The 18,301-nt window shown below is 38.5% G+C and carries 23 protein-coding genes, 1 other RNA gene and 1 pseudogene; 10 read left to right on the forward strand and 15 right to left on the reverse strand.

Annotated elements, in window-relative coordinates; all coding sequences use genetic code 11:
• Positions 1-31 precede the first annotated feature (31 nt).
• Positions 32-673: a YfbR-like 5'-deoxynucleotidase gene (locus tag SporoP17a_RS06815; protein WP_083033913.1), complete on the forward strand. Its 642-nt coding sequence runs from the start codon at positions 32-34 to the stop codon at positions 671-673.
• 316 nt (positions 674-989) lie between these two features.
• Here SporoP17a_RS06815 and SporoP17a_RS06820 read toward each other — a convergent pair whose 3' ends face one another.
• Positions 990-1,223 carry a hypothetical protein gene (locus tag SporoP17a_RS06820; RefSeq protein WP_083033915.1) on the reverse strand — a complete coding sequence of 78 codons (234 nt, stop codon included), beginning with the start codon at positions 1,221-1,223 and terminating at the stop codon, positions 990-992.
• Between the two features lie 110 nt (positions 1,224-1,333).
• Here SporoP17a_RS06820 and ssrS point away from each other — a divergent pair.
• Positions 1,334-1,528, forward strand: a non-coding RNA gene (gene ssrS, locus SporoP17a_RS06825) — 6S RNA.
• A 143-nt stretch (positions 1,529-1,671) separates the two neighbouring features.
• Here the strand turns inward: ssrS and SporoP17a_RS06830 are convergent.
• Complete coding sequence (locus tag SporoP17a_RS06830; RefSeq protein WP_083033917.1) at positions 1,672-1,995, reverse strand: four-helix bundle copper-binding protein; 324 nt, start codon at positions 1,993-1,995, stop codon at positions 1,672-1,674.
• 148 nt (positions 1,996-2,143) lie between these two features.
• On the opposite strand from SporoP17a_RS06830, the gene SporoP17a_RS06835 reads away from it, so the two are divergent.
• Both SporoP17a_RS06835 and SporoP17a_RS06840 read left to right on the forward strand, forming a co-directional pair.
• Positions 2,144-2,629, forward strand: a complete 486-nt coding sequence (locus SporoP17a_RS06835; RefSeq protein ID WP_083033919.1) for an antibiotic biosynthesis monooxygenase family protein — start codon at positions 2,144-2,146, stop codon at positions 2,627-2,629.
• Positions 2,630-2,695: 66 nt separating this feature from the next.
• Complete coding sequence (locus SporoP17a_RS06840; protein WP_083033921.1) at positions 2,696-3,193, forward strand: DUF3231 family protein; 498 nt, start codon at positions 2,696-2,698, stop codon at positions 3,191-3,193.
• A 224-nt stretch (positions 3,194-3,417) separates the two neighbouring features.
• Here SporoP17a_RS06840 and SporoP17a_RS06845 read toward each other — a convergent pair whose 3' ends face one another.
• From SporoP17a_RS06845 to SporoP17a_RS06855, 3 genes are read right to left on the reverse strand one after another with little or no spacing between them, the layout of a single operon-like run.
• Complete coding sequence (locus SporoP17a_RS06845) at positions 3,418-4,542, reverse strand: Ger(x)C family spore germination protein (protein ID WP_083033923.1); 1,125 nt, start codon at positions 4,540-4,542, stop codon at positions 3,418-3,420.
• On the reverse strand, positions 4,539-5,636 hold the full coding sequence (locus SporoP17a_RS06850) for a GerAB/ArcD/ProY family transporter (RefSeq protein WP_083033924.1): 1,098 nt from the start codon (positions 5,634-5,636) through the stop codon (positions 4,539-4,541). The genes SporoP17a_RS06845 and SporoP17a_RS06850 overlap by 4 nt, the downstream gene beginning before the upstream one ends.
• A complete protein-coding gene (locus SporoP17a_RS06855; RefSeq protein WP_237262399.1) occupies positions 5,633-7,006 on the reverse strand; it encodes a spore germination protein in 1,374 nt (457 codons plus the stop codon). Before SporoP17a_RS06855 ends, SporoP17a_RS06850 begins: the two co-directional genes overlap by 4 nt.
• Before the next feature lie 175 nt (positions 7,007-7,181).
• Here SporoP17a_RS06855 and tatA point away from each other — a divergent pair, with 175 nt between their 5' ends.
• Positions 7,182-7,397, forward strand: a complete 216-nt coding sequence (gene tatA / locus SporoP17a_RS06860; RefSeq protein ID WP_083033926.1) for a twin-arginine translocase TatA/TatE family subunit — start codon at positions 7,182-7,184, stop codon at positions 7,395-7,397.
• A 207-nt stretch (positions 7,398-7,604) separates the two neighbouring features.
• A pseudogene (locus SporoP17a_RS06865) lies at positions 7,605-7,811 on the forward strand (hypothetical protein); the annotation flags it as partial.
• Positions 7,812-7,913: 102 nt separating this feature from the next.
• On the opposite strand, the gene SporoP17a_RS17235 reads toward SporoP17a_RS06865, so the two are convergent.
• The 3 genes from SporoP17a_RS17235 to SporoP17a_RS06880 form a co-directional block, all read right to left on the reverse strand.
• On the reverse strand, positions 7,914-8,723 hold the full coding sequence (locus SporoP17a_RS17235; protein ID WP_167693394.1) for an ASCH domain-containing protein: 810 nt from the start codon (positions 8,721-8,723) through the stop codon (positions 7,914-7,916).
• 239 nt (positions 8,724-8,962) lie between these two features.
• Complete coding sequence (locus SporoP17a_RS06875) at positions 8,963-9,499, reverse strand: acyl-CoA thioesterase (protein ID WP_083033942.1); 537 nt, start codon at positions 9,497-9,499, stop codon at positions 8,963-8,965.
• Positions 9,500-9,646: 147 nt separating this feature from the next.
• Positions 9,647-10,465: a Cof-type HAD-IIB family hydrolase gene (locus SporoP17a_RS06880; protein ID WP_083033944.1), complete on the reverse strand. Its 819-nt coding sequence runs from the start codon at positions 10,463-10,465 to the stop codon at positions 9,647-9,649.
• Between the two features lie 105 nt (positions 10,466-10,570).
• On the opposite strand from SporoP17a_RS06880, the gene SporoP17a_RS06885 reads away from it, so the two are divergent.
• On the forward strand, positions 10,571-11,362 hold the full coding sequence (locus tag SporoP17a_RS06885) for a class II aldolase/adducin family protein (protein ID WP_083033945.1): 792 nt from the start codon (positions 10,571-10,573) through the stop codon (positions 11,360-11,362).
• 48 nt (positions 11,363-11,410) lie between these two features.
• Complete coding sequence (locus tag SporoP17a_RS06890; RefSeq protein ID WP_208859817.1) at positions 11,411-11,587, forward strand: hypothetical protein; 177 nt, start codon at positions 11,411-11,413, stop codon at positions 11,585-11,587.
• Between the two features lie 81 nt (positions 11,588-11,668).
• Here the strand turns inward: SporoP17a_RS06890 and SporoP17a_RS16745 are convergent, their stop codons facing one another.
• Positions 11,669-11,815, reverse strand: coding sequence for a hypothetical protein (locus tag SporoP17a_RS16745; protein WP_156890540.1), 147 nt, complete (start codon positions 11,813-11,815; stop codon positions 11,669-11,671).
• A 128-nt stretch (positions 11,816-11,943) separates the two neighbouring features.
• Here SporoP17a_RS16745 and SporoP17a_RS06895 point away from each other — a divergent pair, with 128 nt between their 5' ends.
• Together SporoP17a_RS06895 and SporoP17a_RS06900 are read left to right on the forward strand one after the other, a co-directional pair.
• The gene (locus tag SporoP17a_RS06895) at positions 11,944-12,135 is read left to right on the forward strand and encodes a hypothetical protein (protein ID WP_083033947.1); all 192 of its coding nucleotides are present in this window, start codon (positions 11,944-11,946) and stop codon (positions 12,133-12,135) included.
• A gap of 30 nt (positions 12,136-12,165) precedes the next feature.
• The gene (locus SporoP17a_RS06900) at positions 12,166-13,788 is read left to right on the forward strand and encodes an ABC1 kinase family protein (RefSeq protein ID WP_083033948.1); all 1,623 of its coding nucleotides are present in this window, start codon (positions 12,166-12,168) and stop codon (positions 13,786-13,788) included.
• A gap of 31 nt (positions 13,789-13,819) precedes the next feature.
• Here the strand turns inward: SporoP17a_RS06900 and SporoP17a_RS06905 are convergent, their stop codons facing one another.
• The 6 genes from SporoP17a_RS06905 to SporoP17a_RS06930 form a co-directional block, all read right to left on the reverse strand.
• On the reverse strand, positions 13,820-14,332 hold the full coding sequence (locus SporoP17a_RS06905) for a YcxB family protein (RefSeq protein ID WP_083033950.1): 513 nt from the start codon (positions 14,330-14,332) through the stop codon (positions 13,820-13,822).
• Complete coding sequence (locus SporoP17a_RS06910) at positions 14,316-14,906, reverse strand: histidine phosphatase family protein (protein WP_083033952.1); 591 nt, start codon at positions 14,904-14,906, stop codon at positions 14,316-14,318. Before SporoP17a_RS06910 ends, SporoP17a_RS06905 begins: the two co-directional genes overlap by 17 nt.
• A gap of 12 nt (positions 14,907-14,918) precedes the next feature.
• Positions 14,919-16,091: an MFS transporter gene (locus SporoP17a_RS06915; RefSeq protein WP_083033954.1), complete on the reverse strand. Its 1,173-nt coding sequence runs from the start codon at positions 16,089-16,091 to the stop codon at positions 14,919-14,921.
• Between the two features lie 97 nt (positions 16,092-16,188).
• Positions 16,189-16,854, reverse strand: coding sequence for a peptide-methionine (S)-S-oxide reductase MsrA (msrA, locus tag SporoP17a_RS06920; RefSeq protein ID WP_237262400.1), 666 nt, complete (start codon positions 16,852-16,854; stop codon positions 16,189-16,191).
• A gap of 102 nt (positions 16,855-16,956) precedes the next feature.
• A complete protein-coding gene (locus SporoP17a_RS06925; protein ID WP_083033958.1) occupies positions 16,957-17,499 on the reverse strand; it encodes a GNAT family N-acetyltransferase in 543 nt (180 codons plus the stop codon).
• A gap of 150 nt (positions 17,500-17,649) precedes the next feature.
• A complete protein-coding gene (locus tag SporoP17a_RS06930) occupies positions 17,650-18,288 on the reverse strand; it encodes a pentapeptide repeat-containing protein (protein ID WP_083033960.1) in 639 nt (212 codons plus the stop codon).
• Between the last annotated feature and the right edge of the window lie 13 nt (positions 18,289-18,301).

Consider the following 18,301-nt stretch of genomic DNA (forward strand, 5'->3'; position numbering starts at 1 on the left):
CGTAAATACTAAATAAAGGTGTTGAATGCTATTGGGAGTACACCAATACTTTAAAAGCTTATCTGATTTAGAACTAATTATTCGTTGTCCTGGAAAGTTCAAATTTCAGGAGCATTCTGTAGCTAGCCATTCATTTAAAGTGACAAAAATCGCTCAGTTCCTCGGAACAGTTGAAGAGGAATCTGGGCAGAAAGTAGATTGGAAAAGCCTATATGAAAAGGCGTTGAACCATGATTACGCAGAACTATTTACAGGGGATATTAAGACACCTGTAAAGTACGCTTCGAAAGAATTGAAGAAGCTATTCGGTGAAGTAGAAGAGGAAATGACAAGAAAGTTTATAGAAAAAGAATTTCCTACTGAGTTTCAAGCTATATACTTGGAGCGATTGAAAGAAGGTAAGGATGAAACATTAGAGGGGCGCATTTTATCCGTTGCTGATAAAGTTGATTTGCTGTACGAATCATTTGGCGAGATCCAAAAAGATAATCCAGAGCCTTTGTTTATAGAAATCTACGAAGAAGCATTAAGAACCATACTGATATATCAAGATATGAACTGTGTAGAATACTTTCTAAAACAAATTCTTACAGATATGCTCAGTGAACGATTCACTGAGCATGATGAGTTAACCGGCATTACAGCACGGATAATCGAAGAACTAGGCGATTAATCGACATTTACAAGCGAATGAATACAAGCTTTGACTAGCGCAAACCGACATTCATCTCCCGCTTACCCGTGAGGCTATGTTCGATTCATTCTTTGAAGTGGGAGTCTGCTGTCGGAAGTAAGATGGACCCCAGCTTACATTCGCTTGTTGGGCAACGCCATATTGCGTTCAGGCTTCATAGGAATCTGAACGTCCCAATAAGCCCTATACAAGCGTACTTAAAACAGACGTAATAGGGCTCGAAATCACTACCTTTTAAACACAGCCAGCAAAAACTATAAACCCTTCATTTTATATCACGGCAGGGGTTTTTTCACTAGAAAAATATTCCGATAATAACCAGTATAGCAATAATAATACCACCAATTTGTCCAATGACTGCAGATGAAACGATGGGTTTCTTTTGAAATATGTCAATTAGCTCCATATCTTCACGAAGCTGTTTTACCTCTTTACGAAGTTCATTCACTTGCAGATTCAACGTGCTAATTTCCTGTGCCTGTTTTGTAACCAATTGTTGTTTTTCTGAGTTGTTTTCATGTTGCTCCATACATGATCACTCCTATCTTTTCATTTCTATACGCTTTAACATACGTTTTAGTTTCAAAAAACAGAAGAACTTTCCATTGCATTTCCGCTTACACAGGTGTAAGATAAATCTACAAGCTGTATTGTTCGTATGACATTAAGTTTTAACCTTTAAGCTGTAAAAGGGAGTTTATTACGAAACGGAAATGGCATGCTGGATTCCTTTTTAGCAATCCAGACATACAGGAACGTTTTCCGCAAACACCCACTTTGAGGAGTGGTGGTTTAAAACTTTCTATGACTAAGTACGGCAAACACGGCTTACATAAACAGAGAAAAAACCTTCCATCTTGTATGGGAGGTTTTTTGTTTTGTATGTGTGATCTTTCACAACTCCACCATGATTAAACTTTTAGAACATAAAAGCAGTGAGTCGACGCTTCAAGCCGACTCACTGCGAACAAAAAATCTTAAGCTACATTTCGACATGCTTCTGCACATTTGCGACATGCTTCTGCACACTGCTTGCAATGATCATGATCGTGTTTGTCACATTCTTCTGCACACTGCTCACAAATTTCCGCACATAGTTGCAAAATTTTATCTGTAAATGGACTTTGTCGAGTAATCGCCTGGATTGCATAAGAACAAATGTCTGCACACTCTCGATCAAGTCGAATACAGTCCGCCATCATACGAACGTCTTCCTCTTTTAGACAAGCGTCAAAACAATGATTACACGCCTTTACACAGTCTTCTAATACCGCTAATACATCTGCATATTTTTGATTCATTTAATCGCCTCCAAAAGTATTTTTCTTACTCTTCCCTCCATTTCTGATCATAAACCAACAGAATTATTTTCTTATTCATTGAAAGCACTTTCATTTCTCCGTTATACTGAATTATAATTTATAAAATAGAAAAAATGAGGTGTTTGAAATGAAACTATTTAAATGGACAGGTCCATTAGAAGAAGCTGGTAACTTACCAGAAGAAACGCGTGCGTCATTAATGAATAACGACGAAGAAGTGCTTGTGCTACAAGAAGCGGAAACGACTACTCTCGACAACGCAGTCGAATATGATATTTTGGATCAAAGCGGAGATTTACCTTCTGGTCGTTTTGCTGTATTAAACAATATTCCTGTAAACGAAGAAGGAAGAGAAACTTTTGAACAGCGCTTTAATAACCGTGCGCGTCTAATAGAAGCAGAACCAGGATTCGTGGCGATCCGCGTATTGCGACCAGTACATTCTGGCACTTATGTAATTTTGACAATGTGGGAAGACGAAGAGTCCTTCACAAACTGGCAAGAGTCACAGGCTTACGGAAAAGCGCATGCAAAACGAGGGACAAAAGATGGTGTCGATCAACGTCCTAATATTTTCTCAGGTCCTTCTTTTGTCACGACATATAAAAAGTAAGTATAAATAAACGATATCTGCAAAGACTACTCTTGAAGTGAAAACTATAATGAGGAGAGTGTTTTTGTGGGTATTTTAGATGGTAATCCAAAAGATCAGCCTTTACATTACGGAGAAGTCACAGCCATTTGGTCATTTATGGGTGCGAATAACGGCCTAATCAGTGGGTACGAAGCTTTTGTTAATCATGCGGGAGATGAAGACCTAATTCATCTCCTAGAAGACGCAATCAAAACAATGAAAGCCGAGAATAAAGAATTCGGCAAAGTATTGAAAGCTAACGGTATTACACCCCCTCCTGCGCTTCCGGAAAGACCAAAAGCAAACCCAGAGGATATCCCTGCTGGCGCCCGATTTATGGATCCCGAAATCGGTGCAGCTATATCAATCAACGTCGGCCAAGGGTTAGTTTCATGTAGCATGGCGATGGGTCAATGTATACGTGAAGATGTTGCAGCGCTGTTTGCTAAATGTCATATGGACAAAGTAGCATTTGGTGCCAAATTGCTAAGCATGAATAAATCAAAAGGTTGGATCATTCCCCCACCACTGCATATGCAGTAATCGCCATATCACTTCGCCAAGCGCAGCTCGCTGGCGAAGCTTTTTTATTTAGATTAAAATTTATATTTGATTTTTCAACAATAAAAAAGATCAAGCTGTCTATTTATATAATGAAATATACGACCACGTTTTCAGCTGTTCACATCACTTCTACGCTTCATTCCATTTTATGTAGTCCGCGAGGAAAACGCCTCAAACGACGCATGTCGAGGCGGTTTTCAACATTATTCTATACTGCCGGTCCCTTGGAGTATTACATCCACTGTGACACTGAATTCTAAATCTGGATATGCCCTTTTCCACGTCGTCAAAACATCCGGGTCATGTAAACGGGTAGCTCGGTAATGCAGTCCGAAGCCAAGGGGATCTAAGTTTTCTTCTTGCATGGTAGTAAGAAAGTGTAAAACTTTCTTTTCCATCTCTTCTGATGCCAACTGATTATACTCATCTAGGTTGGATAAAGATAAACTCTCCTGGGATTCTCCAATAATCCCTTTAACCTTTATGTGCATAATAATTTTTTGAGGAGTTGAAAGCTTTTCATCCGGAACAAATTGATACGTCACATTATGTTGGCTTATATTCAATAAAAATCTATGTTCATCATTTTTAATGTGATATGTAAATCCTCTCGCTCCGTCGGATAATGTATTAAAGTATTTTGTTTCAGTACTAGTAAGTTCATAAGGTTCTTTTTTCTTATCAACCACAATGGCATTATTGACGATTAATTGATCACGTTCTTCGCTTGCTTCAACTAATGGCAATACCGGATTGATGCCTTCGGTAAGGATATCCCTACGCAGTTTGAACAGGTATCCCGTGACGATATACGGGCTTTCATTTGCCGTTTCACCAAAAGTATTGAATAAGGCAACTGACGCTGGGGCTTCGGTTGAAGGCTCCACTTTTAAAATAGTTTCAGCAGAAGGTTTTGCCCCTGCGATGAAAGCAATTAATGGAATATCACCACGTCGAAAAAAATAATCCATAAATGACTGCATGTGATTCGTCAATAGTTTCTCATGTATCACGATCGTCTTCATTTGACCAAGTTCTAATACTTTATCTACATGCGTCTCGAGCATACGGATAGCTTCGCCAATCGATTCTCCTTCTTTAGAAAGATAGGCATATTCAGGTTCAGTCGATTCTTTAATGGCACCAAAAGGGAGGGCTACTTTCAACGTAATTTTAAAACCGTCTTCTAAATTCTCGGATGGATCGATTCCAATCGCCGTTACAAAAAGACGTTTGTCAATATCTTTAAATGCACACCCAGATTGCAGTAAGATACATATGATGCACAAAAAAAGTATTAGTCGGTTGGTGAGAAATCCGATCTTCATAATTTCGCCCTCCTATTGACTAGCCACATGAGTAACATTAACCCTAAAAAGGAAATGGGTATAGAATTGAAGTAATACTTGCTATATAGAAACAAATCATATTCAGTCACTTTCAATGTAGCAAAAATTGCAATCGTCCAAAATACTACAACCATTATCCCAATACTAATATTCTTCTTCATTCCAGCTGACATATTCTTTACACCAAATACATTTTCAAATAATTTAAACGAAACATGCCAATGAAGTATAATATTCAAAAATGCAATAGCAAGAAAAATAAGCAAAAAGATAAAAATAACTCGTTCAATTATGCCAAATTTCATGCGAATAGAATCACTGGTAATCAACCAAGGATATAAAACAGCTTCAATTTTCTCGAAACCTAACATGCCAATCGGAATAAAGTAGGAAGTAAAGATTACAAAAGCACCTAGAAAAAACACGATCAATGCTTGTTTGATTCCAAAGACCATTTTCTTCTTCAACAAAGAGTTGAAAATAATAATATCAAATGAACCGACGAATAAGAAAGCTATCGTAGAAAATACTGTATAATCTGGCGGGTTATCAATATAGCTCATCGCAAGGGTAACTTGATCCCAGCTTAATTGCTTTTCAAAATAAAGTTTTAATAAATAATACACGACGCCCGGTAGAAGCATGACCAATACAAGTTCTAATATATAGAGTATACTGCGGCTTTGCATGATCACTCCAAAACTAATTGTTAACACAAACATTCCTATGATAATGTATATCGACATTTCCGGTGTTAAGTATCTCAACATAATATCGATATACGTTATAAGCGTCTGTAGTCCAGCTATATACCAAATGGTTCCCAAAACTAATAAAGCAGGTATTGAAACCCATTTCGATACGTATGTTGATAAGATTTGGGGCAAATTCTTACCTGGAAATGCTTTAAACGAGTTGATCAACGCCCAATTCATAAATACCCCGAAAAACAAAGCCATGATCATCGTAATGATTGCTCCATCTTCACTCTTAGCAAATAGAATTCTTGGACCTGAAGCTATGAGGTTAGCTGCCATATTAATTATTAGCAAAAAATAGACAAAACGACTCATGAATCATCCGCCCTCAATTCTTCTTGACGATTTTTCCAGAACATTCGTAAATACGGTTGGCCAAAACTATCCTTATTCACTAAATACATTATTATGCCCAGCGTCCCAAGTACCGTACCAGCCAGACCAAACGCTGTCGTAAATAGCAATAGTACAAAACGCAGGACCCTGACCGCATAGCTCATTTCACTAATCGGAATAACGAATGTGGAAATCGCCACAAGTGACACAACAATCACCATAATATTAGAAGTCAGCGCAGCGTCTACTGCCGCAGTGCCCAGTATTAATCCGCCGACCGTTGTAGCGGTCGCGCTGATCGTAATGGGCAGCCGCATACTCGCTTCCGTCAGTAATTCAATAAAAATCAGCATGAAAAATACTTCAATAAAAGAAGGATAGGGTACACCTATTCGACTGGCGGCTACTGTCAACGCTAGCTCCGTCTTGAAGATGTCCGGTGTATAGGAAGTAACAGCTACATATAACGCAGGCAACACAATACATGTAAATAGTCCAGTATAACGAAGTAAACGGATCAATGTAGTAACCCAAAATGAATAATACAAATCCTCCATAGACAATATAAAATCTACAAACGTAATGGGTGCGATAATAGCATGAGGGCTTCCATCCACCATAATAATTACTTTTCCACCAGCCACATTGTGAAGCATGCGATCAGGACGCTCAGTCAGTAGACTTGTCGGGAACAAACTGTACTTCTTATTATTTAAGTAATACTGTAAGTCACCACTTCCTTGTACCAACTCTACTTCCATAGTACTTATCCGTTCTTTTATTTTTTCCAATAATCCTGGATATACTCTTTTCTCGTCATAAACCAAAGCTATATCTCGATTGGAAGCATCATCCAACTGCATCGTTTCAATTATTAGTGAAGGCTTATGATACCGTTGCCGGATCAGATTGATATTCGTCTCGATGCTTTCACTAAGGCCGAGTTGGGGACCGTGAATAGTGGGTTCCATAGTAGCGTCTTGCACTGCATTAGCTGCTACTACTTTTAACTCGAGTAACGTTATTTGCTTGTCGATCATAACGAATACATTACCCTTTGTTATTTCTATCAGGACCTCTTCATCCCCAGTGGGCATCTTGGTTTCATAAGGCAACGAATGTACATACTCCGCAAAGTCTTGTTCGGCTGACATCTCATAGAAAGGTTTTACTACAATTTCCTGTAGTTGCATCATATCCACTACACTTTTCAAATACAGCAAGTGCACTACTCGATCCTTACTCTTCAAAGTCTTTTTCACTATATCCACGGTTGGTTCCAGTCGTTGAGCTAAACGTGTAAAGTATGCAGGCTGTTCCATATGACGTGTGGTTTCATCCAAACTCATCACTTCTTTCTCATCAAACAAGTTAATTAAAAGTTTGTCCAATCTTTGGAAGTTTAATCATTAGTGTAGAAAAAACTCTTCTTCATTTTATGTTCAAAAGTGTTTCATACGATCAAATATAGGTTATGCTATATAAAGAACTATATTTTTTGAAGTAACGAGAGGAGGAATCGCTATGAACTTAGCCGCAATTGGAGTACCTGGCTTAATTATTATTTTAGTGATTATTTTAATTTTATTTGGCCCCCGTAAATTACCCGAAATTGGTTCGGCAGTAGGTAAGACATTGTCAGAATTCAAAAAATCGGCAAAAGACATTATGGATGACGATGACGACGAGTCCAAGAAAATAGAAGTACAAAAAGCTGAAACAAAAGAACAAGTAAAATAAAAATCTCTACAAAAAATCCAATCACTTATGTGATTGGATTTTTACGTATAGCACCACACAGATTACGTCATAAAGAAAAGCAACGCAGGAAAAAATGCATGCTGATTCAGCTTTAGTCGCCTCGCTTTTGTATCATTATGCTTAATAGGTATCTCACCCGACTTTCAACATCTTCAATTATTGCGGCCTCGATCTACAGTCACAATCGCAGGTATTGTTTGTTTAGTATTTATTCAATCACTTGGAGCCATCGGGATTGGTACCATTCTAGCTGCATACTTTATCGGGAAAATTCTCGGCAAGATTATGCCACGTTTTCAGCCGCTACTTCAGCAATGGGTGTATACGTGTAAAAATGATGTAACGGTAGAAGAAAAAAAGGTAGTTGATCCCATTCAGCAAAAATCTATATGAACAAAAAGAGATGTTGAATGCCGTAACAATCCGGCCTCGACATCTCCCACTCTACCTATATATGGATTTTCTGCACTCAATTTTTTTTATGGATATTCACTGTTAGCTCAGTAACTCTCCGTGACTGGTTTCATTCTTATATAATAATTTGAACGTTTCACAAACTACTGGTATTTCGCGATGAAAATCTTGATTTACTTCTTTTAATTCATTCTTGAAAAACTCTTCATGAACTTCTTGCCAATAGCGTAATGAACGATCACCTTCACCTTCTAAATATGCATGTTCTTCCGTCACTTTATGGAAAGGCACGACTTTTACTGAAGTGGTTTTCACAACTGCGACTGCCATTCCTTTGCCATCCAAAATGATATTGTGAAGACCTACCATTGGTAATGGTTCGTCTTCTATTTCATAGAGCGTATAGTTAGATGAAGTCGCTGTTTTAGTTCCTTCCACCACCAATTCTGCAAGTTCATCTGCCATTTGTTTCGAATTACCGAAAGACCAGGCTTCGTAATGTTCAGGCGCATCGGGATGAATTCTCTTAAATTCTTCCCAAATCCGTTCAATCGACTCGTTACTAACATATTCTTTCCAAGCGGTTATTCCGCCCTCCAATACAGTAACATCGTAATCTCTGCCGGCAAGAATGTTCGCACATTTAGTTGCAGAGTTTCCTGTTGTACAGGTAATAATCATTCCTTTATTTTTGGGCAACTGTGGAATCACTTTCTCCACTTCATCTTCTAACGTAAAAATTTCTGTTTTCGGAACATTTATATCTTCTACTGTATTCGCCTCGATATGGAAATGATTATATTTATCCTCGGCGCGGACATCTACTAGTACAAGTGCTTCCTCAGCTTTTACCTTCCTGAATAGTTCCTCCGCGGTAATCGTTTTAACCATTAATGAATTCCTCTCCTTACTTCCACTATGATACCTCTCATTATAGCTGTAACTAACGATCTTTTGATATGTAAAGTTGGTTTATATAGTTGAATATATTTTTAAACAATAAAAAGATAGGTATCCTCCAAGAAAATTAATTAGAGAACGTCCTATCTATTCACAGTATGTAACACAGTATGGAGTTTTATACATCTTCTTAATAAAAATACTTAGTCAATCTAAGTTGACTAAGTACATTATGCATTAACTTGTGCTGGATCATGCCACGGATAGTTATTCGTTAATACTGAAGCTAGATCTTTACTTTGCTGTTTACGCATTATACGAATTTCAGCTCGCTGTGGTGCTGTTTCATGTAGATATACTTCTTCTTCTGTTTCAGGAATAACACGTGGGACGGTTAGTGGCTTTTTATTTTCATCTAATGCAACAAATGTTAACAATGAAGTGGCAGCAATTTTACAACTACCAGTTGCCAAATCCTCTGCAATAACTTTTACGAAAATCTCCATAGAAGATTTTCCAGTCCAAGTTACATATGATTCAAAACATACTGAGTCGGAAGGACGAATTGGATACAAAAAGTCTACGGAATCCATAGAGGCCGTAACACAATCTGCTCTGCTATGTCGAGCAGCTGAAATCGATGCGATTTGATCAATATCGCTCATTAAACGTCCACCAAACAAAGTATTATGGTTGTTGACATCATTTGGAAATACCCTGCTTGTTCGTACGACTCTTGATTCCCGACACTGCTTTTCTAGTTTCATTAAAAATATGGCCTCCTTCAAGACGTAAATCTACCACTATATAAGTAATTTGAAAAATTAAAATATTCCCTTTATATATATCCTTCAAATATACTCTTCGTTCACATAATTGTCAAGAATGAATTATTTTTTACAGTTTCCTGCTTATTACTGAATACTATTATGTGCTAGCGGAATATCTCTTTCCTCTAGTAAACCTACCTTGATCAAACCTTTCATAATACCATCATCCGCACAAGATGCAGTGATGAAATCTGCTACTTCTTTTAATTCTGGTATGGCATTCTCCATCGCCACCCCGATACCTACTGTCTCGATCATTTGTATGTCATTCGCACCATCTCCAAAAGCATAGCTGTTTTCAATAGGTATACTCATACGTTCAAGTACTTTTTGAATACCGATTGCTTTGGATGCCCCTTCTGGCAACATATCTACCGAGTTTTCATCCCATCTGACAAATGAATAACCCTTGAATAATTCTTTGTATTTTTCTATTTCTTTAGGTGTGGAGTAGATCTGTACTTGATTTACTTCAGAATGAGAATATACTTCCGAATCTACAGGAGGATAAGGAAGTCTTAAACGTCCAATCCCCTCTTGGACAAGTGGATGTTCTTTTACGTTCGTCACGAATGATTCAAACGTAGAGTATGTCAATCCATGTCCTTGTTTATGCGCAAATTTGGTAAGCTGTTGTATAACCTCTGGCTTCATAGGATTCGAGTAGATTACTTCCCCATCCAATACCACATGCTGCCCATTCATGGAAACATAAGAATCAAACGAAAGTTCTTCTAGTAACCATTTGAACATAAGTGGTGCCCTACCAGTACAAATAACGGTATATATGCCTTTGTCCCGCAATGCCGCGAGAGATTGTTTCGTCGATTCTAAAATTGTTTTGTCATGATTCATTAATGTTCCATCTAAATCAAAGAACACAATTTTTTGATCTTGATTCATTTTCCATACTCCTTTCATTACTCGTTGTCTACCATGTAGTCTATCAATTACCTGTCCCATATGCTGTGAAGTTGCTTATATCTTGAATAGACGGAGGGTTATTTAATGAATTTCATTGAAGAACGTGTAAGTGGAGATAACGTAATAGACTATTTGCAGTATCCGACATTTTCCACTATTGAAGAGGAGCGTCAACACAATAAACAACGATTGGCGGGTGCATTCCGTCTGTTTGCACGTTTCGGCTTTACAGAAGGTATAGCTGGTCACGCGACGTATCGTGATCCAGAATTCAAAGATCATATGTGGGTAAATCCCTACGGCGTCCCTTTCAGCAAGATGAAAGCATCTGATCTTGTGTTGGTAAATTTGGATGGAGTAGTAGTAGAGGGTAAGTATTCTCTCCATAAATCTGCTCTAGTGATTCACTCTGCTATTCACGACGCTAGTCCCGATGTCATTGCCTCAGTACATTTGCACCCAGTATACGGAAAAACATGGGCATCGACAGGTAGATTGATTGATCCATTAACACAAGATGCTTGTGCATTTTATAATGATCACTCTGTGTTCGACGAGTTTTCCGGTGTTGTGTATGAGGATGATGAAGGAGTAAAAGTCGCAAATGCACTTGCGGGTAATAAAGCAGTATTTTTAAAAAACCATGGTCCATTAACAGTTGGACAAACAATTGATGCCGCAGCATTTTGGTTTATTACACTGGAACGTTCTTGCCAAGTTCAATTACTAGCGGAAGCCGCCGGGATTGTGAATCCGATTCCTCCCGAGCATGCTACAAGCACTGCAAAGCAAGTAGGTAGAGATATTGATGGTTGGGAAAATTTCCAACCACTATGGGAAAAAATCATCAGTGAAGAACCCGACTTATTGGATTGATTTCTCTGTCTAATAATTTTTACGTATCTAAAAACCAAGAGATATCGTATGTATTCATATCCATTCATTCTTAGTGTACGCTCGAATCGCGACCAAGTCCCTTCATTCCTTCTACCATCCTATCCTGGTGCAAAAATCCTCGAATTTACAGATGAAGGTATGCAAGAAACGACACTAGAAGAAACGAGTTATCACCAAATTATCAAGCGGTTTTTTGATGATTAATGCCGATGCTACATTATTTTCCAAAATAAATGAATATGATGAAAAAGCGATTATTTCCTCGGAAATAATCGCTTTTAAACGTTATTCATTTCCCTTTTTTACTTGTTCCCTTGCATCTTTCTTTATTTCCTCCACTTGTTCTTCAGCTTTTTTTGCTGCATCATTCGCTACTTTTGCTGAACTCTTATCCTGATCATCTTTAGGTGTATTTGCATAACTCTTTGTCATTTTCCACACTCCTGTCTGATATATGTAATTTTATTATTCCCCAGAATTACGAAATAAAAACAAGCATTTTAAATTCCTTGTTTTTTCATGCTACAATGAGGGTAGAACCTAAGAAAGGCGGACTACTTGTGTCTAAGAAATTGTCTATCTATTTATCTATGCTTGTGATTGGCTTCACACTTTTATTGTTAGCCATTTTTCTGGATTTACCTGAAAAATTAAAGTGGTTATTTTTGGTGATTGCCGTCATATTAAATGTCACAAGCGCTGTAGCTGCAATGAGAATTGGCCTAAAAGAAATGAAACCGAATAAAAGATAGATCTGTCTGATGCGGAAAGAGGAGCTGCCTATGAAGCGTTCTGCTAGTTATTGTATTATACGCATCGTCTGGATGGCGGTTGTGTTTTTTATTCAAATTATATTTTTCCAGAAACGTCATAGAGGGAAATTCACACCGGCAGTCACGGAAAAGTGGAACACGCTTGTTACGAATCAAGCAAAGAGCTATAAAAAGACAGCCATTGAATTAGGTGGATTACTTGTCAAACTAGGGCAATTCCTTTCGACACGTGCAGATATTATGCCTGCATCTTTCATTGAAGAGTTAGAGGGGCTGACCGATCAAGTAACACCAGTCCCTTCTAAAAAGGCATTACAATTACTAGATCATGAATGGAAGAAACCGCATAGCGAGTACCTGACAGATATTACATCAAAACCTGTCGCATCCGCATCTATTGGCGAAGTATATAAGGCAGTACTACACAATGGGGCAAAAGTTGCTATTAAAATCCAGCGCCCTGACATTGAACGGATTTTACGTGCAGATTTTAAAGCAGTAAGAATTGTAATTTGGCTTGCGAAAAAGTGGTCTTCATTAAGTAAACAAATCGATTTGGACGTACTTTATCAAGAGATGACAGACGTCATTGGGGCAGAATTGAACTTTATCGAAGAGATGAGAAATGGACGGGATTTTGCCGAACGCTTCCCGAATATGACTGATGTAAATTTCCCTGTCTATTATGATGAGTATACGACAAGAAAAGTGCTTGTAATGGAATGGATTGAAGGTGCGAAAATAACCGATCTAGCGTTTCTTGAAAAGCATCATATTGATCGCAAAGATTTATCCAATCGGCTCTTCCGATTATTTTTAGAACAAATCCTTGAAGGGGGTCAGTTCCACGCTGATCCTCATGGCGGTAATATTCTCATACGCTCAGACGGTACGCTCGTATTAATTGATTTTGGCATGGTAGTAAATATTACAAAAGAAGATGCGGACGCGATGCTTGTCGTTATAGAAGGTATAATTTTAAAACAATATGATCGTGTGATTGATGGTCTCGAAGCATTGAATTTTTTACTCCCTAATGTAAACCGTAGAGTGTTGGCAAAAGCAATTGAGAAAGTTGTTAAAGCATATGAAACGAATGACTTATACGATGTGAATAGTGTGGTTGTAGAAAATCTTCTACAAGAACTGCAAGTCATTGTTCGAACACAACCTGTGCAAATGCCTGCTGAATTTGCATTTTTAGGTCGCGCAGTCTCTGTTTTTGTCGGTGTGCTGTATAGACTCGACCCCGAAATAGATCTGCTCGCTATTACACGCCCCCGATTAGTTGATTGGGCTAAGAAAAAGAGTAAAGAGAAGAATCCTTTTACGAATAGAAAAGAGTACCAACGCTCCATATTCAATAGCCTAGGACAGATTCGCAGTTTCGGACCAAAAATCTCCTCATTCTTGGAGCAACCTGCATTAATTCATATGTATCTCGAACAACGGGATAGAGAGCAACGCACATTTCAAGTGAAGATGCAGAACCGTCTATTTGCTGGAATCATCGCGGTTGGATCTTTCGCAACACTAACCTATAGCTTGATAGATTCCTACACTGAACTAGCGATTGCATCAAGTATTATACTACTCATTTCCTTTTGGAGATATCGTCGTTTAGGAAAATAAAAAATCAGCGGCTCATATAGCCTCTGATTTTTTACGTTATAATCCGCTGCTGTATATAACTTTTTAGTCCATCGACCGAGTATACATCTCGCTTCGGAATAATATACGCACTCACTGTACTCATATATATGTAGAAATAATCCGCGTCTTCTATTAGCTGTTTCACGCCAGACCATTGTACCTTTGTTTCACCAACTGATGTCTGATCTACTATGCCTATCTTATTCATCTTCATAGAATGTTCTCCAACAAGCCCTTCATTCTTACCAGCCCTAAGCATCTTGCTTACTTGCCGTGTAATATGATAGTAAAAATATTTAGGATAAAAAATTACCCATAGAATAGACGTTAATGCAAATGTAGCAAATAACGGACCTTTCGCCATATCAGTAAAAATAGATAAAAAATACGCGAACAGTAAAAAGATTAGTGGCGATATATACCGCTGCCATTGCAAAGAATTTTTACCGACTTTAGAATTTTTCACATGATATAGATTAAACGCTACTACATCTTGTTCCGTTAAGTCATAGTGGATTTCCATTTAGTCCTCCCGTTAAGTGTGCTGTGTCATTTAACAGCAGGCAACTTTTCTTTTCTATATCGATTATAGTCAATGAAGCATTATCGATCTTCACAGTATATTTTTCATCTTCCAGCAAAGCCACAATCACCCGTTTTATAAAACTACCGTGACTTACGACAAGTAGACGTTGACTAGGATTCTTCTGGACCTGTTCACTTACAAATTCTAGACCTCGGGCCACAACATTTTCTCCCGTCTCGAACTGCAAATCCAGTTCTCTCCACTGAGGCCCCCACTTCTGCTGTCGTTCTTGCTCTGTCGTTCCTTCAATCAATCCGCCGCTACGCTCACGTAAACGGTCATCTTCAACGACTTCAATCCCTGACTGCGCGGCAATTAAATCTGCTGTCTGTCTAGCGCGTGTCAGAGGGCTAGTGAATATGAGACCCCATTCCTCATCCGCCACGCGCAATGCCAGCTTCTTTACAGCCTCTATCCCTTCTTCGTCTAATGGAATGTTCGAGCTCCCTTGGGCACGCCCTTCTTTATTCCACGTAGTCACACCGTGCCGGATAAAACCAATAATAGTCAATTTAATCCCCCCCTAGATATTAGGCCTGAAAGATGGTGTTCTTTTAATCCACAGATAATTTAATACTACGCCCAGTAATAATACAAATGCTCCGAAATAAAATGGATAATCGACATCCACATCAAATAAAGCACCACCAATGATTGGGCCGAAGACATTTCCGATACTCGTGAACATCGAGTTCATGCCACCGACAAACCCCTGCTCATTTCCTGCAATTTTCGACAAATAAGAAGTTGCTGCCGGTCGTATCAAGTCAAACCCTACGAAGATAACCATAGTAACAGCCAGTACGGAAAAGTAACTTTGCACGAATGTTGTCAGAAAAACTAAAATGGATGAAAAGACTAAACAGCAAAAGATTAAACGTTTTTCTCCTATCATTCTCGCCAGCTTGTCGAATAATACTACTTGCGCGACTGCTCCGACCAGCCCGCCTCCTGTAATAATGATCGCGATGTCCTTAGGCGTAAATCCAAACTTATGGTCAACGAACAAACTGAAAATCGATTCAAATGCAGCGAGACCGAAAGATAAAATCAATATAATAATGAAGACAATAAAATAATGACGTGCAAATACCCGCTTTAACCCAGGTTTAGTTGCATCCTCCGCTACCGCTTCTTGATAACGTTCAGGTTCACGTAATGCAATAAAGGAAAAGATCGCTGCAAACAAAGCTAATCCTCCAGCAAAGAAGAAAGGAACTCGAGTACCATATGCTGCTAAAAATCCGCCAACCCCTGGACCTAATATAAATCCAGTTGATATAGCAGCAGACATAAAACCTAATGCCTTAGAACGAGTTTCCATCGTAGTGATATCTGCGATAAAGGCAGTAACAGCCGGCATAATAAAAGCCGCACTAATTCCACCTAAAACTCGGGATGCAAATAGTACGGGCAATGTTTGTCCAATTCCAAACAAGAATTCGGAAGAACTAAAAATGATCAAACCTACGACAATCATCTTTTTTCGTCCAAAGGTATCTACCCATCTTCCTGACAAAGGTGAAATAAGCAGTTGGGCCATCGCGAAAGTTGCGACCATATAACCAACCACTGTACCCGATATATGTAATTCATTCATTAATCTTGGCATGACAGGTATGACTAATCCAATTCCTAAAAATGCGATCAGTAAATTAGTCAGTAGTAGACCTAACGTGATGGATTCCTTTTTCATGTACTCTCTCCTACGCTCATTCTTAGTTGATATTGGAATATCATAGCAACGACAGAATGAAGTTACAAGAAGAAAAGTTCCAGTATTTCACTAATTTTCACCACTTTAATTTCATGAACCGCTCAATGAGTTGCTGGCGTGCATTTTCAGGTAATGGCCAACCTTCAATTTCAGTCACAATTTGATCACGCGTGCCGAAGCCCTTGACAAATCCATTTAATCTGGCCGCAAATGTCGAATCGATAAGCGACGCTTCAGAAGGATATAGCGAATATAACGTATCCAAGACATTCGGATAACGCTTCAAATAATACTTTTGGTGGCGGTCTTCAGCTATAGTAAAATGACCTACAGGGGTAATTTCCGTTTCAATTGGTTCGCCAAGCTCTTTCTCCATTTCAATCTTTACTGTATCGATTATCTGTTTTTGTTGTTGGTTGTGATAACGCAATGATGAGACATACTGTTGCCCTTTGTATTGATCACGGTTTGGATAGTGATTACGCCAAAAATGAAGAAGTATTTCTTCATAAGAAATTATCTTCGGGTCATAATCAATTTCCACCGTTTCGGTATGATCTTTTATTGTCTTATATGTTGGGGCCGCTGTAGTTCCACCTGTGTACCCTACTCGTGTCCTCACGACGCCTTGCAAGCTTCCAAAGCGTGCGTCTGGCCCCCAAAAACAGCCCATTCCAAATGTTGCGGTTTCCAATTCCCTATTTTTCGTCAGTTCTTTATCCATTTCAACAGCAGTTAGCAAGATAATCCACCCCTTCATGTTAATTGTACTATACGCGAATTGAAAATATAAAAAACAGAGTCCATTTTGAGAAGGACTCTGAATGAAACGTATTATGACATTTCACTTTTTCCACTCATTTTCTAGCATACCGTATACGATTAAATCATGATAATGATCATATAGAAACTCTCCGTCACGAATGACTCCCTCTTTCTTAAAACCTAACCGTTCTGGAACGGCTTGACTACGTATATTTTCCGTAGCACATCGAATTTCTACTCGATGTAGATCATATCCTTCAAATGCATAGTCTACTAGCGCGGACACTACTGCCGTCATAATTCCTTTTCCTTGATAATCTTGCGCCAGCCAATAGCCGATACTCGTTTGCCTATTGGCATAGTTAATTGAATGAAAGCCTGCAAAACCTACCAAGTCTCCTTTATACATAATACCTGCTTGGAACCCATCCTCTTCAGCGAATTGTCGTAACCACGCATGGATGATGGGTCCATACTGTTCCGCGTCCGTCATGGAATCAACCCAGGGTAACCACTCACGCAAATGTTCCCTTGATTCGTCCACAAGGGTGAATAATTCTTCTGCATCTTCCTGTCCTACTAGTTTCAATGAGATATCCTCTGTTACTGGATGTATAAACATAGCATAGCTCCTTTAATAGTCGTTATTTTATTCTATGAACATTCCATTTATACTCCTACTTTAAAGCGGTTTAATTAAAATTACATTAGTCATAATAAGTACACGATATCTTATTTTTCACTTGTATTTTTAGTACTTCATCATGTCGCTTTATTTATCTTGGATATCTAACCCTAACATGGAAGCGAATTGAATTGCCTGTAACGAAGATACGATACAACCATCCAGTTCTTTCATAGACACGGTCATGCTCTCAAATTGTGAAGTGTTGATTTCCACTCCTTTTAGGGGTGTCTCGTCAAAGCTTATTGCATCTAAATTGCACTTCATAAAATATGTATTTTTCAGTTTGCACTCGAAGAAATCCGCATCTTTCACTTGGCATTGATCGAACCAAACTTTATCAAATTTTGTATGTACAAATGCAGATAGATTGCAAATACATTCTTCAAACACCACATCCGTAAATCGGGCATTTGTAAAGTTCACACCAAGCATTTTGCAATTATGAAAGCTCACACGATGAATACTTATACCCGTCAAGTCCGCATTTGAAAAATCACAGTTTTCAAATCGAATGTCTGTAGCGAATAGGTCTGGTAGAATGGCTCCTTGGAAGCTGGAATTTTTAATGAGCATATTTGTTAATTGCGCACGTTCTATGGTTTGCCCATCTATTCGTGAATCGATAATACTTGCGTTTTGCAGGAAGGGGTCTTCCTCGTGTAATAAGTCGTGTAACTGTACCGGCGTTAAACGATCGGGAATTTTAGGTTGATTTGGCTTCATCAGTAGATCTCCT

Origin of the sequence: Sporosarcina ureae (genome assembly GCF_002082015.1) — a bacterium.
GTDB classification, from domain to species: domain Bacteria; phylum Bacillota; class Bacilli; order Bacillales_A; family Planococcaceae; genus Sporosarcina; species Sporosarcina ureae_A.